The organism is Marinovum sp. PR37, assembly GCF_028807375.1.
GTDB classification, from domain to species: domain Bacteria; phylum Pseudomonadota; class Alphaproteobacteria; order Rhodobacterales; family Rhodobacteraceae; genus Marinovum; species Marinovum algicola.
The window spans coordinates 43,373-57,589 of the sequence record NZ_JARAML010000016.1 but is presented as its reverse complement, the minus strand read 5'-3'; the positions used below and the strand labels follow the sequence as shown (position 1 = coordinate 57,589).

The following is a 14,217-nucleotide window of genomic DNA, read 5'->3' as shown; positions in this document are numbered from 1 at the left end:
CGGCGGCGGGAGCCTCTGGTTGCCCGCCGCAAAACCGTCTACACCGGCCCGGACCACCGGAGAGCCTTCACATGCAAAAGATCACCCTGCCCGAACGGCCGCATTGGCGGGCGCATGCCGAAGAGGTCGGCTTCAGCTTTGCCGACATGCACGGGGAGCCCTATTGGGACGAAACCTCGGCCTATGCCTTTTCGATCGAACAGATCGAGACCGATCTCGAAGATCCGGCCACCGAACTGCATGCCATGTGCCGCGAGGCCGTGGCGGAGATCATCGGCAGCGAGGCGCTGATGGAGCGGCTGGCGATCCCCGAGGCGCATCGCGATCTGGTGGCCGAGAGCTGGCGCAACGGCGACCCCGAGATCTATGGCCGGTTCGATTTCGCCTATGACGGCACCGGGCCGGCCAAGCTCTTGGAATACAACGCCGATACGCCGACCTCGCTGTATGAGAGCGCGGCCTTTCAGTGGCAATGGCTCGAAGATCAGCTCGCGGCCGGTGTGCTGGCCGAGGGCAGCGACCAGTTCAATGGCATCCACGAGGCGCTTGTCGCGCGGTTTGCCGAGGTCTTCGCGCCGGACAGCGATCTGCATTTTACCGCCGTCGCCGGCAACCCGGAAGATTACGGCACGGTCGAGGCCATGGGCTGGGCCGCGCGGGAGGCCGGGATGGGGGCGCATTATTGTGATCTCGACAAGATCGCGCTGAGCGACGACGGCCAGTTTCTCGACGATCAGAACCGGCGGATCGCGGTACTGTTCAAGCTCTACCCCTGGGAAGACCTGCTGCGCGACGATTATGCCAAGCAGATCGCCGGCTCCGGCTGCCTGTTTCTGGAACCCGCCTGGAAGGCGCTGTTGTCGAACAAGGGGCTGCTGCCGGTGCTCTGGCAGATGTTCGAAGGTCATCCGAACCTGTTGCCGGCGTTTTTCGAGACCGATGTCGCCGGGGCCCTGGCCGGGCGTGGCGCCGCGCCCGCCGATGTCGCCGAAGCCTTTGGCCGGGCCGAGGCACAGCTGGCGACGGGGCATGTGAGCAAGCCGATCCTGTCGCGCGAAGGCGCCTCGGTGGCGATCGTCGAGGCCGGCGCCGTCACCGAACAGTCGCAGAACACCGACTATGCCGAACACCCCCGTATCCTTCAGGCCTATGCGCCGCTGCCGGAGTTCGATGGCTTCCGCCCGGTGATCGGTGCCTGGATCATAGGCCAGAGCTGCGCCGGCATCGGGCTGCGCGAGGACCGTTCGCGCATCACCCAGGATTTGTCGCGGTTCAAACCGCATTATATCAAGGCCTGAACCACCAACCGCCTCCTGGCAGAAAGCTGATTGTCATGACCAAACGTTCGAAACGGGTTGCCATCGCGATTGTCGGCGCGGCCGCCTTTACCCTGGCCGGCTGCGAAGAGGAAAAGGTCGATGCCGCCGCCTTTCCCGATCTGCAAAGCTGTCGCGACGCGGCCGGGCTGAACAGCGCGTTCACCGCGCAGCAGTGCGAAACCGCCTTTGCCGAGGCCGAGGCCCTGCACGTGGAGGCCGCGCCGCGTTACGACAGTCTTGCGGTCTGCGAAGAGCAGCATGGCGAGGGCGCCTGCGGCTCCGAGGCCACGGCGACCCAGGGCGGATCCGGCAGCATATTCATGCCGTTGCTGGCGGGCTATCTGATCGGCAACATGCTGGGCGGCCGCTCCGGCATGGCGGCGTCGCAGCCGCTTTACAAGACCTCCGATGGCCGCTTTACCAATGCCGCCCGGTCGAGCACCTTTTCCACCAACAAGGGCGCGGCGAAGCTGAACACATCGCAGTTCACCCGCCCGGCCTCGACCGTCGGCAAGACGCCGATGACCCGCGCCACCGCCACCTCCCGCGGCGGCTTCGGCAAGGCGGGCGCCGGCCGCACCGGCTTTGGCGGCTGACACAGAAGGCTTGGCAAACGGCGCCGCAGCCCGTATCCATGAAAATGTGTTTTCATGGAGGCCGCGATGCCCGACCAGTCCTTTCTTGCCCGTGTGCGCCGCAAACTTCCCGAGTTGCACCCGGCGGAGCGTCGGCTGGGCGAGCTGGTCTGCGATTTCCCCGGTGAACTGGCCAGCTACTCGGCCTCGGAACTGGCGGCGCTGGCTGGGGTGTCGAACGCGACGGTGACGCGCTTTGTCCGGCGGCTGGGCTACAAATCCTACGAAGATGCCCGGCGCGACGCCCGCGACGAGGCCAGCAGCGGATCGCGGCTTTATCTGCAACATGCCGGTCAGGCCGATATGGCCGATCCCGAGAGCTATCTGGACAGCGATATCCGCAATCTGCGCGACACCATCGGCGATGTCTCGCGCGATGATATCGATCGGCTGGCCGAGGCGCTGCTGGCTGCGCGCAAGGTCTGGTGTGTGGGCTATCGCGCCTCGAATTCTCTGGCGACATACCTGCAATGGCAGTTGCTTCAGGCGATTGACGATGCGGTTCCGGTGCCCGGCGGTGGCCAGACCATGGGCGAACATGTGGCGCGGATGACCGAGCGCGATGTGGTGGTCCTGTTCGGGCTGCGCCGCCGGATCGCCGGTTTCGACGAACTGCTGGCGGCGATTGCCGCGACCGGGGCCGAGATCGCGCTGATCACCGACGAAGGGGTGGCGGCCAACCGCGGCGCAGGCTGGCATTTCCGCTGCGCAACCCGGTCGTCGGGGCCGCTGTTCAGCCATGTGAGCGTCATGGCGCTGATCAATCTGATCACCAACAGGACCATCGAGCTGGCGGCTGATTCGGGCCGCCAAAGGTTGCAATCGATCGAAAACTACAACGACCTGTTGCGCGAACTCTGAGCCCGAGGGCGGTTTTTCCGCCTGGGCCCGGGCCCGGGAAATTGCCCGAATTCCGCGCGTTGCGGCCCCGAATGAAGAAAATAACGTTTCTTTCGCGAAAAGTTCTTTGTGAAACTATGAAAATGAGTTTTCATGACAGTGTAACGACACCGCGACTCATGCCCACGTGAAAGGACATTGCCATGCGTTCACTCTTTGCCACCACCGCCCTGATCTGTCTCGCCCAGGCCGCCGCAGCCGAGCCCGTCTCGCTGCGCGTTCTGGGCCAGCCGGTCGGATCCGGCCTGATCCAGCAACAGAAGGAACAGCCCTTCTTCGAGAATTTCGCCGAGACCTCGGGCATCGATGCCACGGTGGAATATCTGCCGGTCGATGTCGCCGGCATTCCCGACAATGACGGCATGCGGGTGATCCGCACCGGTCTGTTCGACATCGTTTCCTTCCGTGGCCCGCAGGTCAGCCGCGACGAGCCCACCATGCTGGGCCTCGATCTCGTTGGCCAGAACCCGGATTACGCCAGCGGCAAGGCGCATACCGAGGCCTTCCTGCCGGTGGTGGACGCCGCGGTTCAGCAGCGCTTCAATTCCAAGCTGCTGGGTGTCTGGCCGGCCGGCCCGCAGGTGATCTTCTGCAAGCCGGAAATCGGCGGCCTTGCCGATCTCGAAGGTCTGAAGGTGCGGGTCGGCGATCAATCCGCCGCCGCCTTTGTCGGCCAGTTCGGCGCCACCGGCATCCCGCTGCCCTTTGGCGAGGTCCAGCAGTCGCTGGCGCGCGGGGTTGTCGATTGCGCGATCACCGGGCCGTCTTCGGCCAATTCCGCCGGCTGGCCCGAGGTCACCACCACCGTGCTGCCGATCGCGCTGCAACTGGCGGTGAACGGATATGCCATCAACCTCGACAGCTGGAACGCGCTGGACGGCGAACAGCAGGACAAGCTGCAAGGCGCCATCGACACGCTGGTAAGCGACGTCTGGGCCTATTCCGAAGAGCTTTATGTCGATGCGATGAACTGCAACACCGGGCAGGCCCCCTGCGAACATGGCACCGAGTATTCGCTGAAAAGCGTGCCGGTGTCCGACGCCGATCTCAAGGCCGTCTCGGATGCGCTGGTCGGCTCGTCGCTGCCGGCCTGGACCAAGCAATGCAATGCCGTGAACGAAAGCTGCGAGGCTGACTGGATGGCTTCGGTCGGCGCCAAGCTGGGCCTGTAAGGCAACGTCAGAGGGAGGGATTTACCGATGAAGACCTATTCGCGAATATGTGCGATTGTCTTCGGTCTGATGATGACGGCGCTCTGCGTCGTCATCGCGGCCGAGACCGTGTTGCGCAAACTTCTCAATCATTCGCTGGCCGGGGTGGACGAGCTTTCGGGCTATGCCATCGCCATCGGGGCTCCCCTCTGCTTTGCCGTAACGGCGGTCGAGCGTAGCCATATCCGGATCAACCTGCTGCACATGCGGATGCCGGAACGGGCGCAGGCGGTTCTGAACCTTCTGTCGGCGGTGTCGCTTGCGGCGCTGGCGATCTTTCTGGCGGTCTTTACCGTCCGCACGGTGCAGGAAACCCAGATGTTCGGCTCGGTGGCGCAGACGCCCTGGATGACGCCGCTGATCTGGCCGCAGATGTTCTGGATGATCGGCATGGGGGTCTTCACTCTCGCGACCATCCTGCTGGCCCTGCGCGCCCTGGCGCTGGCCGGGCGCGGCAATGGCGCGGCGCTGACCCGAGATTTCGCGCCGGAAACCGTCGAGGACGAACTGGAAGCCGAACTTTCCGATCTGGAGGCACGGGCATGAGCATTACCGTCATTTTCACCGGCTTCATGGTCATGTTGCTGTTGATGTTCCTGTCGATGCCGGTGGCGGTGTCGATCCTGACCGTGGGCGGTGTCGGCGGCTATATGGCCTATGGCATGCCGCTGGTCGAAACCATGGGCGGCGTTGTCTGGGGCACGCTCAACAACCCGGTGATGACCGCGATCCCGCTGTTCATGCTGTTGGGCGAGCTGTTGCTGCGCGGGGGCATCGCCGACCGCATGTTCGAGACGCTGGCGGTCTGGCTCGGGCGCCTGCCCGGCGGTCTGCTGCACACCAATATCGGCACCTGCGCGCTGTTTTCGGCGACCTCGGGCTCTTCGGTCGCCACCGCCGCGACGGTCGGCACCATCGCCCTGCCGGCGCTTGGCGAACGCGATTATCCGGTACGCCCGGCGCTTGGCACATTGGCCGCCGGCGGCACGCTCGGCATTCTGATCCCGCCGTCGGTCAACCTGCTGGTCTATGGCTCGCTGGCCAATGTCTCGGTCGGGCAGCTTTTCATTGCCGGCATCCTGCCCGGCGTGCTGCTGACCCTGCTGTTCTCGGCCTATGTCGCCTTCAGCTATCCGGATGCGGGCCGCAATTCCGCCGCGCCGCAGGTCTCGAAAGAGGAGAAACGCCGCCTCCTGCGCCATCTCGTGCCGCCGGCGGTGATCTTTGGCATCGTCATGGGCTCGATCTACGGCGGGCTTGCGACACCCACCGAAAGCGCCGCGCTCGGCGTGATCGCGGCCTTCTACTTCGTCTGGAAAGGCGGCCGGCTGAGCTGGGAACTCTTGGAGAATTGTTTCATCCAGTCGGCCCGCACCTCGGGCATGGTGATCCTGGTGATTGTCTGCGCGCTGCTGCTGAACGTGACCCTGTCGATGACCGGCGGCACCCAGGCGGTGACCCGCTGGGTGACCGGGCTGGGCCTGTCGCAGACCACGCTTCTGCTGCTCTTGGTGGTGTTCTACGTCATCCTCGGCATGTTCATGGACGCCATGTCGATGCTGGTGCTGACCGTGCCGATCGCGGTGCCGATGGTTACCGCTCTCGGGGTCGATCCGGTGTGGTTCGGGGTCTTCGTGGTGGTGATGTGCGAGATCGGTCTGATCACGCCCCCTGTCGGCATGAACCTCTTTGTGGTCCAGGGCGTGCGCAAGGGCGGCGGCGATTTCAACGACGTGATCCGCGGCGCGACGCCCTTCGTGATCATCATGATCGTCTTTGCCGCGCTGCTGGTGGCGGTGCCGCAGATCGCGCTCTTCCTGCCCGATATGGCTGCGGGGCGCTGAGATGGACACCGCAGTTTCACCCCGCGCCACAGAGCAGACCGCTCTGCGCCGCATCCTCGTCGTCAACCCCAACGGCAATCCCGAGGTCACGCGCCTTGTCTCCGATGCCGCCACCGGGGTGCTCGACCGGGCCACATCGGCCCGGGTCTTGCACCCCGAAGGCAGCCCGCGCTCGATCGAGACCCGGGCCGACCGGGCGGTGGCCGAACCCCTGGCCATCGACCTCTTGTCGCGGCATCCCGGCTATGACGCCTATGTCATGGCCTGTTTCGACGATATCGCGGTCAGCGGCGGGCGGCGGTTTCTGGAGGCGCCGATCGTCTGCGCGGCCGAGGCGGCAATTTCCGTGGCCCGGCTGTTCGCGCCGCGCATCGCCATCGTCACCACGGTCGACACCATGGTGCCGGGGATCCGCGCGCTGGTGGCGGCCCTGGGCGCCGGCGATATCTGCACGGTGCGCGCCGCCGGGATCGGCGTCGCCTCGGCGGCGGCGGGCGGGGCGGAGATTTCCCGCAAGCTCGACGCGACGATCCAGGACGCCCGCAACTTCGACGGCGCCGGGGCAATCATCCTCGGCTCCGGCGGGCTGACCGGCCGCGCCAGAGCCCTGTCTGCCCGGCATGGCATCCCGGTGATCGACAGTATCGAGGCAGCCCTGACCATGGCCGAGGTGGCGGCGCGGCTGAGGACCGGCCAATAGGCCGCGCCTTGCCACAGGGCTTGAAGCGGATGCCGGCGCGGTATACATTAGCGGTATATTTGCGGAGCCCTATTCATGACCCCTGCCCCCCGACGCAAGACCTCTCTCACGCTTGATGCCGCGGCGCTGGCCGATGCCCGAGAGCTTGGCATCAATGTCTCGGCGGTGGCCGATCAGGCGCTGCGCCATGCCGTGGCCGAGGCCCGGCACCGGCACTGGCTGAAGGACAATGCCGAGGCCTTTGCGGCACAGGCGGATTGGCACGAACGCCATGGCCATCCGCTGGCCGAGATCATCGCTGCGCCCGGCGGGGCGACATGGAGCCGCTGAGCCGCTTCGACATCGCAGAATACAGCGGCGTTCTGATGGTGGTGGTGGAAAGCGATCTTCTGCCGCCCGATCCTGCCGTCGTGGTGATCCCGCTGCTGCCCGAGTACCCTGCGGTCCGGCATCTCAATCCCGAGATCCGATTTGACGGTCGCGCGCTTGTGCTGGCCACTCGGCTGATTGCTGCGGTGCGCCGCGCCGATCTGCGCCGCCGGGGGCAGGTCGCCGATCAGGGCGATGCCATCACGCGGGCCATCGATGTGCTGATGAGCGGCGTGTAACCGGGCTCAGGCTTCGGATCGCGCCGGCCCGGCCATCATCGGCGGCAACATGACCCGCAGCGGCGTGCCGTTTTCCGGCATCGGCACCGCACCTTGGCTGTGCACCGACAGAAAGACCTGCAAGGCGTGGCGGATGTCGTCGGTCAGCTCGTGATAAAGCACCGCATCCAGCGCCTCATCCGCCAGAAGCGCGCGGTTTTCCGGGTCGAGATCATGGCCGATCATCGCCGGTCGCGGCAGCCCGTGCCGGGCAAAGGCCTGCACCAGCGCCCGATTGCTGCCGCCGATCGAATAAAGCCCGGCGGGCGGGCTCTGGTGCGAGCGCTCTGCGACCTGCGTGGCGAAATCCGCCCCCGCCTTGCCCTGCACCAGCAGGGTGATCGCCGCATCGGGCCGGTGCCGGGCCATGGCGGCACGGAAGCCCTCGGCGCGCTCGGCCTCGCCGCGAAAGGCATCGTTGCGCTGGGTGACGAGGATATGCGGCGCCGTTCGCCCGGCGATCAGCCGGCACATCAGCCAGGCTGCGGTTTCGCCGGTCAGCCGGTTGTCGAGCCCGGCATAGCCGGCGCGCGCGGAGCCGGGCATGTCGGTGGCGAGGGTCACCACCGGCACTGCGCTTGCGGCCAGCCGCGCCACCGCCGCGCGGATCGGCGCGGTATCCGGGGCCATGAGGATGACGCCATCGCTTTTCAGCCTTCCTGCCCGCTCCAGCCCGGCGACAAGCGCCTCGGTCGGGAATCGCGCGCGCAGATCGCTGCGGGCGCGAAAGATCGCGGTCTGGATCAGGGGCAGCTCTTGGCGCAGCGCGCTCTGCAAGGCGTCGAGAAAGGCCTGCGGTGCCTCGACCAGCAGATCGATCATCAGCTTGCGCCCCGACATCGCCAATTGCGCCTCCTGCGCCTCGAGCTCGCGGATGGCGGCATGCACGCGGTTGGCGGTCTGGCGACGCACCCCGGGGCGGCGGTTGATCACCCGGTCGATGGTGGCCGTGCTGAGCCCGGCCTGATGCGCGATTTCCTTGATCGAGAAGCGGTGTGACATGGGCCTGATGTATTTTTGATGGATTTGCCCGGCGACCGGGTGCGACTGGCTGCCTAGTCTCGATGTCGGACGTGCAACCACGGGAGGACAACAGATGCTCGACCAACAGACCGGCCGGCCCACGGTATGGCTCGATGACCGCGATTGCGACCTCGAGGCCTTCAAGCGCCACACGGCGCATCAGACCCCGGCTGAAGACTACCCCCATGCCACCGAAATCGCGAGCAACATCCCGGTTTATGACGGCGATGCCATGCGGCAGGCGATGGCCGATCCGGCGCAGGCGCGGCTGGTGATGGCGGAATGGAACCGGGCTTTCCTCTCCGGTCCCGGCATCATCGCCATTCGCAAGGGGTATGCCGACACCGGGCTCGTCGACGCCGTTACCGAAGAGCTGAATGCGATCATCGCTGAGGAAGAGGCCGGAAGTACCGGAAAAGGCGACCATTTCGCAACCGCTGGCGCCAACAGCCGGGTCTGGAACGCGCATGAAAAGCTCTGCATGAAGGCGCCGGCGCTCTATGCCCGCTACAATGCCAACGAACTGACCCGCGCGGTTAGCGAAAGCTGGCTCGGAACGGGCTATCAGATCACCTTTCAGGCCAATGTCGTCCGCCCCGGCGGCAAGGCGCAGACCGCGCACCGCGACTATCACATGGGGTTTCAGGACGTCGAAACGCTCAAGCGCACTCCGGCCTCGCAACATGCGCTGTCGGCGGCGCTGACCTTGCAGGGCGCTGTGGCGCACAGCGACATGCCGATCGAGAGCGGGCCGACCAAGCTTCTGCCCTATTCGCAGAGCTACCTGCCCGGCTATATCGCGGTGCTGCTGCCGCAGTTCCGCGCGTTCTTCGAGGAGGCGCATGTGCAGCTGCCGCTGGCGAAGGGAGACATGCTGTTCTTCAACCCGGCGACCTTCCATGCTGCGGGCGACAACAAGACCGCCGATATCCATCGCTTTGCCAATCTGATGCAGGTGGGCTCGGCCTATGGCCGTTCGATCGAGATCGTCGATCGCAGCCGCATCACCCTGGCGGTCTATGACGACCTCAAGGCCTTGCTTGCCGCCGGCACCTTGACCGCGCGCGAGGCCGACACCGTGGTGGCGGCCACTGCCGAGGGCTATCCCTTTCCGGCCAATCTCGACATCGATTCGCCGCTGTCGGGCATGGCCCCGCCGAGCCAGCAGGACGTACTGCGCCAGGCGCTGGCCGAGGGTTGGGCCGTTGCGCGCCTGCGCCGCGAGATCGCGGACCAGAACGGCCGCAAGCGGTCGCACTGAACCCCGGCGGTCGGGCTGCCTGAGCTCGGTGACACGCGCCTGCTCCTGGGCGCGTGTCACCCCGGTGATTCCGCCTTGAACGCCCGCAGCACCTGACGGGTGGCGGCAACAACCGGGTCGTGGGTGTCCTTCAGGATCTCCACCCGGTCGAACCGGTTCGGGTCTTTCTCGACCGCCGCGCGCAGTGCCGCGCCAAAGGCCATGCGCAGCTCGGTTCCGATGTTGAACTTGCAGATTTGCGAACCCCGCGCCAACCGCCGGCGCTGCGTGATCGGCACGCCCGAGCCGCCGTGGATCACCAGCGGCACATCGGTCACCGCCTCGATGGCACGGATGCGCGCCTCGTCGAGCCCGGCGCCGGCGTCCTGTTGCAGATGCACATTGCCGACCGAGATCGCCATCGCATCGACGGAGGTCTCGCGGGCAAATTTGGCCGCCTCCGCCGGGTCGGTCCCGGCCGAGGTCTCGCCGCCGTCATAGCCGACAAAGCCGATCTCGCCTTCGCAGGATACGCCCGCCGCATGCGCCATTTCGGCAATGGCCGCGGTTTCGGCGATGTTCTGGGCCAGCGGCTTGCGCGAACCGTCGAACATCACCGAGGTAAAGCCGCAGTCGATCGCCATCCGGCAGTCTTCGGCGGTGTAGCCATGATCGAGATGCGCCACCACTGGCACTGTGGCGGCCTCGGCCAGTTGCCGGAACATCGCGCCCAGCACCGGCAGCGGCGTATGCGCGCGACAGCCCGGCCCGGCTTGCAGGATCACCGGGCATTGCTCGGCCTCGGCGGCGGCGACAAAGGCGCGCATGTCCTCCCAGCCGAGACAGACGAGGCCCGCCACCGCATGGCCCTGCCGGAGCGCCGGTTGCAGCACCTCCGAAAGCGTGACCAGCGTCATTTGAACTTGGCCACCATGTCCATGATGCCCGGAATGGTGTGCAGCTGCTCGGCATGGGTCGGCTGGAAATACTGCTTGAGCGAACGCTGCGAGAGCCCGCCGAGGATGGTGAAATAATACATCTGATACCCCGGCAGCGCGCAGCAAGGATGATATCCATTGTCGATCAGGATCGTCGAGCGGTCCATGATGTGATAGGCGTCGCCCGGCTCGTTGTCGTCGCGTTGCAGCATCTGAAGCCCCGAGCCGTAGTTCGGCTTGAAGCGGAAATTATAGGTTTCGTCATGCCGCGATTCCTCGGGCAGACGGTCGGTGTCATGCTTGTGCGAGGGAAAGCCCGACCAGCCGCCCGCGCCCACGGTAAAGAGCTCCGACACCAGCAGGCGGCCGACCTTGTCATGTTGGTTGGCGCCGAGGATATGCTTGATCTTGCGGTGGGTCTTGGTGTCGTCCGAGCCGTATTGCACAAGGTCGAGATCGGGCACCCGCACGTCGAACGGCTCGAGCACGCGGTCGTATTTGGCGCCGGCGATGAAGGTTTCGGTGGCATCGGAAATGCAGGTCATGCGCACCTTGGCCCCGACCGGCACATAGACGCCTTCGGGATCGCCATCCCAGACGTCTTCGCCGCGATGGCCCAGCTCGGAAAAACCCGCGCCATCGATATCGACGTCCACGGTGCCGGTGGCGGGGACGATACAGGTCTCGTAGCCGGGCACCGAATATTCGAAGGTCTCGCCACGCCTCAGCTTGACGATGTTAAAATAGTTCAGTGGCACGAGGTCGTGATCGACATCGACGATGGGTTTGTTCTGGTTGTCATGCGGCGCGATATGCATGGCGATTCCTTTCAGACGTCAGTGGGGCCATTGCGCTCTGCCAGAAAGGCATCGAGCGCGGCGGTTGTGGGCATGGCGGGGGCGCAGCCGGGCTGGCTGACCACGATGGAGGCGCAGGCCGAGCCGCGCAGCACCGCCTCTTTCAGCGGGCGGCCCTCGGCGATGGCGGCCAGCAGGCCGGCCATGAAGCTGTCGCCGGCGCCATTGGGTTTGACGGCGGTGACCGGATAGATGCCGGTGCGGATTTCCTCACCACCGGCAAAGGTGATCGCGCCCGCCTGGCCCATCTTGTAGATCACCAGCTTGCCCTTGGCGGCCAGTTCGCGGGCCTTGGCCAGCCCCTTGTCGAGGCCGCCGGCCATGAAGCCGAATTCCTCGTCATTGCCGACGATCAGGTCGCTTTCCTCGCCGGCGCGGGTCAGCACCTCCGAGGCAACCTCGGCCGAGGGCCAGCTGTAGGGGCGGTAATCGATGTCGAAGATCACCGGCAGCCCAGCCTTTCGGGCATTTTCGAAGGCGCGGAAGGTCGAGCCGCGCGATGGCTCGGCGGCAAAGACCGTGCCGGCGGTGATCAGCGCGCCGAAACGGCTGTAGTCGACCCGGTCGACGTCCGCTTCCGTCACCTGGAAGTCCACCGCGTTGTTGCGATAGATCACCAGTTGGAAATCCTCGATGCAGCTTTCGTAGACGGCCAGAGATATCCGGTATTCGTCACCCAGCACCTTGAGGTATTGCGTATCGACGCCGTAATGCTGCAACCGCTTGGTACAGAACCGCCCGGCCGCATCGTCAGAAACCGAGGTGATCAGCGCCGATTGCATGCCGAGCTTGCACAACCCGGCGCAGATATTGGCCGAAGATCCGCCCAGATCGGCGCGGAAGGTTTCGGCCTCGTCGGCGCGGGTGCCCGGCGGATCGGCGAACATGTCCATGCCCGCCCGGCCGAAGACCGCGAAATTACCCTTGCAGATGCCGTCGATCAGGCCGGTCATCACACCCCCCTCCGCTGGCGTTCGCGGGTGGCTTCCCAATCTTCATGCGCCTGGCGCACCTTCGCGTCCTCGGAGACATGCGGCGTGCCGACCTCCCACCAGGCATGGCCTTCGGTGGTCCAGCCGTCGTAGGCGTCGACATCCATCACGATCACATAGCTCTTGTCGGAGGCCTTGGCGCGCTGGAAGGCCGCGCCAAGCTCGGCCGGATTGGCGACCTTTTCCGCCATCGCCCCCATCGAGGCCGCGTGGGCCACGAAATCCACGCCAAACGGCTCGGGAATTGTCGGGCAATCCGACAGCAGGTTGTTGAAGCTTTCGTTGCCAGTGTTGTTCTGCAACTTGTTGATGACGGCGAAACCGCCGTTGTCCAGCAGCAGGACGATCAGTTTCTTGCGGCTGAGCACCGAAGAATAGAGATCGGAATTCAGCATCATGTAAGAGCCGTCGCCGCAAAAGGTGATGGTGTCCTGCTCGGGCGCCTGCTGCATCTGGGCGATGCGCGCGCCCCAGGCGCCGGCGATCTCGTAACCCATGCAGGAAAAGCCGAACTCGACATCCACCGTGCCGGTCTCGAGCGTGCGCCAGTTGGCGGCGACTTCGGCAGGCAGCCCGCCCGCGGCGGCGACCACACGGTCGCGCGGATCGCAAAGCTCGTTCACCACGCCGATCGCCTGGGCATAGGAATTCGGCCGGTTGCCGGGTCTGACGTTCTCGGCGACGTAGTCATCCCATTTGGCACGCTCTTCCCGGGCAAAGCCCTGCCAATCCTCGGGTGTCGTATAGTCCAGCGCGTCGCTCAGCGCGGTCAGCGACAGTTTCGCATCCCCCACCACCGGCAGCGACATATGTTTGCCGGCGTCGTGGCGCGCGGCGTTGATGGCGACGATTTTCGCCTCCTTGTCGAAAGCGGTCCACGAGCCGGTGGTGAAATCCTGCAACCTGGTGCCGACAGCCAGGATCACATCGGCCCGTTCCGCCACCGCATTGGCGCTTTCCGAGCCGGTCACGCCGATGGGCCCGATGTTGAGCGGATGCGTTGCCAGCATGTTGGCGCGGCCGGCAATGGTTTCGACCACCGGGATCTGATGCGCCTCGGCAAAGCCGGTCAGCTCCTGCACCGCGCGGGAATATTGCACCCCGCCGCCAGCGATGATCATCGGCCGTTCGGCCGCTTTCAGCGCCGCCACCGCATCGGCAATCTCGGCCTGATCCGGTGACTGGCGGCGGATGCGGTGCACCTTCCTGGCAAAGAAGGCTTCCGGATAGTCATAGGTCCAGCCCTGCACGTCCTGCGGCAGCCCGAGGAAGGCCGGGCCACAATCGGCCGGGTCGAGCATCGTCGCGATGGCGGCGGGCAGCGATTGGATCACCTGCGCCGGGTGGCTGATTCTGTCCCAGTAGCGGCTGACCGGCTTGAAGGCATCGTTCACGCCGAATGTCGGGTCGTTGTAGTTCTCCATCTGCTGCAACACCGGATCGGGCAGCCGGGTGATGAAGGTATCGCCGCAGAGCATCAGCATCGGCAGGCGGTTGGCATGGGCCAGCCCGGCGGCCGTCAGCAGGTTGGCGGTGCCTGGCCCGGCGGACGCGGTGCAGAACATGAAGCGCTGGCGCAGCCAGGCTTTGGCATAGCCGGCCGCGGCAAAGCCCATGCTGGTCTCGTTCTGACCGCGATAGAGCGGCAGTTCGTCATGCACCCGGTTCAGCGCCTCGCCGAGACAGGTCACATTGCCATGGCCGAAGATGCCGAATCCGCCGCCGCAGAGCCGCTGCTCCCGGCCGTCGATCTCGATATACTGATTGGTCAGCCAGCGAATGATCGCCTGGGCCGTGGTCAGCCGAACGGTGCCGTCTGTCGTTTTCATTTGCGCGAACCCTCCCTGGGAAATTTCGATCTCTGGCGAAATCGGACTTGCGAGATGTCTAGAGTCACGATACCTGTTTTGC

15 protein-coding genes are annotated in these 14,217 nt (G+C 65.5%); 10 read left to right on the top strand and 5 right to left on the bottom strand.

All coding sequences use genetic code 11. From position 1 onward, the window contains the following. The first annotated feature begins 71 nt into the window (after nt 1-71). From PVW49_RS14215 to PVW49_RS14175, 9 genes are all read left to right on the top strand, one after another. Nucleotides 72-1,298, top strand: coding sequence for a glutathionylspermidine synthase family protein (locus PVW49_RS14215; RefSeq protein ID WP_274590852.1), 1,227 nt, complete (start codon nt 72-74; stop codon nt 1,296-1,298). A 35-nt stretch (nt 1,299-1,333) separates the two neighbouring features. Continuing rightward, on the top strand, nt 1,334-1,915 hold the full coding sequence (locus tag PVW49_RS14210) for a DUF1190 domain-containing protein (protein WP_274590851.1): 582 nt from the start codon (nt 1,334-1,336) through the stop codon (nt 1,913-1,915). Between the two features lie 66 nt (nt 1,916-1,981). Beyond that, a complete protein-coding gene (locus tag PVW49_RS14205) occupies nt 1,982-2,815 on the top strand; it encodes a MurR/RpiR family transcriptional regulator (RefSeq protein WP_211568940.1) in 834 nt (277 codons plus the stop codon). 182 nt (nt 2,816-2,997) lie between these two features. Then, entirely contained in the window at nt 2,998-4,026 is a 1,029-nt protein-coding gene (locus PVW49_RS14200) for a TRAP transporter substrate-binding protein (RefSeq protein WP_074837823.1), read from the top strand. 27 nt (nt 4,027-4,053) lie between these two features. Continuing rightward, entirely contained in the window at nt 4,054-4,611 is a 558-nt protein-coding gene (locus PVW49_RS14195) for a TRAP transporter small permease subunit (RefSeq protein ID WP_048535828.1), read from the top strand. Further along, nucleotides 4,608-5,909 (top strand): TRAP transporter large permease, encoded by a 1,302-nt coding sequence (locus tag PVW49_RS14190; protein WP_274590850.1) that lies wholly within the window; start codon nt 4,608-4,610, stop codon nt 5,907-5,909. Before PVW49_RS14195 ends, PVW49_RS14190 begins: the two co-directional genes overlap by 4 nt. 1 nt (nt 5,910) lies before the next feature. Further along, nucleotides 5,911-6,609, top strand: coding sequence for an aspartate/glutamate racemase family protein (locus tag PVW49_RS14185; RefSeq protein ID WP_074837819.1), 699 nt, complete (start codon nt 5,911-5,913; stop codon nt 6,607-6,609). 75 nt (nt 6,610-6,684) lie between these two features. Further along, entirely contained in the window at nt 6,685-6,939 is a 255-nt protein-coding gene (locus PVW49_RS14180; RefSeq protein ID WP_074837817.1) for a type II toxin-antitoxin system CcdA family antitoxin, read from the top strand. Then, nucleotides 6,927-7,217, top strand: a complete 291-nt coding sequence (locus PVW49_RS14175) for a CcdB family protein (protein WP_074837815.1) — start codon at nt 6,927-6,929, stop codon at nt 7,215-7,217. Before PVW49_RS14180 ends, PVW49_RS14175 begins: the two co-directional genes overlap by 13 nt. 6 nt (nt 7,218-7,223) lie before the next feature. Here the strand turns inward: PVW49_RS14175 and PVW49_RS14170 are convergent, their stop codons facing one another. Beyond that, nucleotides 7,224-8,258 carry a LacI family DNA-binding transcriptional regulator gene (locus PVW49_RS14170; RefSeq protein ID WP_274590849.1) on the bottom strand — a complete coding sequence of 345 codons (1,035 nt, stop codon included), beginning with the start codon at nt 8,256-8,258 and terminating at the stop codon, nt 7,224-7,226. Nucleotides 8,259-8,352: 94 nt separating this feature from the next. Between PVW49_RS14170 and PVW49_RS14165 the strand changes: the two genes are divergently transcribed. Next, nucleotides 8,353-9,540, top strand: coding sequence for a phytanoyl-CoA dioxygenase family protein (locus PVW49_RS14165; RefSeq protein ID WP_274590848.1), 1,188 nt, complete (start codon nt 8,353-8,355; stop codon nt 9,538-9,540). Between the two features lie 56 nt (nt 9,541-9,596). On the opposite strand, the gene PVW49_RS14160 is transcribed toward PVW49_RS14165, so the two are convergent. Genes PVW49_RS14160 through iolD form a run of 4 tightly spaced genes read right to left on the bottom strand, consistent with a single transcriptional unit; the run spans nt 9,597 to nt 14,135 of the window. After that, nucleotides 9,597-10,436, bottom strand: coding sequence for a class II fructose-bisphosphate aldolase (locus PVW49_RS14160; protein ID WP_274590847.1), 840 nt, complete (start codon nt 10,434-10,436; stop codon nt 9,597-9,599). Next, nucleotides 10,433-11,275 (bottom strand): 5-deoxy-glucuronate isomerase, encoded by an 843-nt coding sequence (locus PVW49_RS14155; RefSeq protein ID WP_074837807.1) that lies wholly within the window; start codon nt 11,273-11,275, stop codon nt 10,433-10,435. Before PVW49_RS14155 ends, PVW49_RS14160 begins: the two co-directional genes overlap by 4 nt. Before the next feature lie 11 nt (nt 11,276-11,286). Beyond that, a complete protein-coding gene (iolC, locus tag PVW49_RS14150) occupies nt 11,287-12,267 on the bottom strand; it encodes a 5-dehydro-2-deoxygluconokinase (RefSeq protein WP_274590846.1) in 981 nt (326 codons plus the stop codon). Further along, nucleotides 12,267-14,135, bottom strand: coding sequence for a 3D-(3,5/4)-trihydroxycyclohexane-1,2-dione acylhydrolase (decyclizing) (gene iolD, locus PVW49_RS14145; protein WP_074837803.1), 1,869 nt, complete (start codon nt 14,133-14,135; stop codon nt 12,267-12,269). Before iolD ends, iolC begins: the two co-directional genes overlap by 1 nt. Nucleotides 14,136-14,217 lie beyond the last annotated feature (82 nt).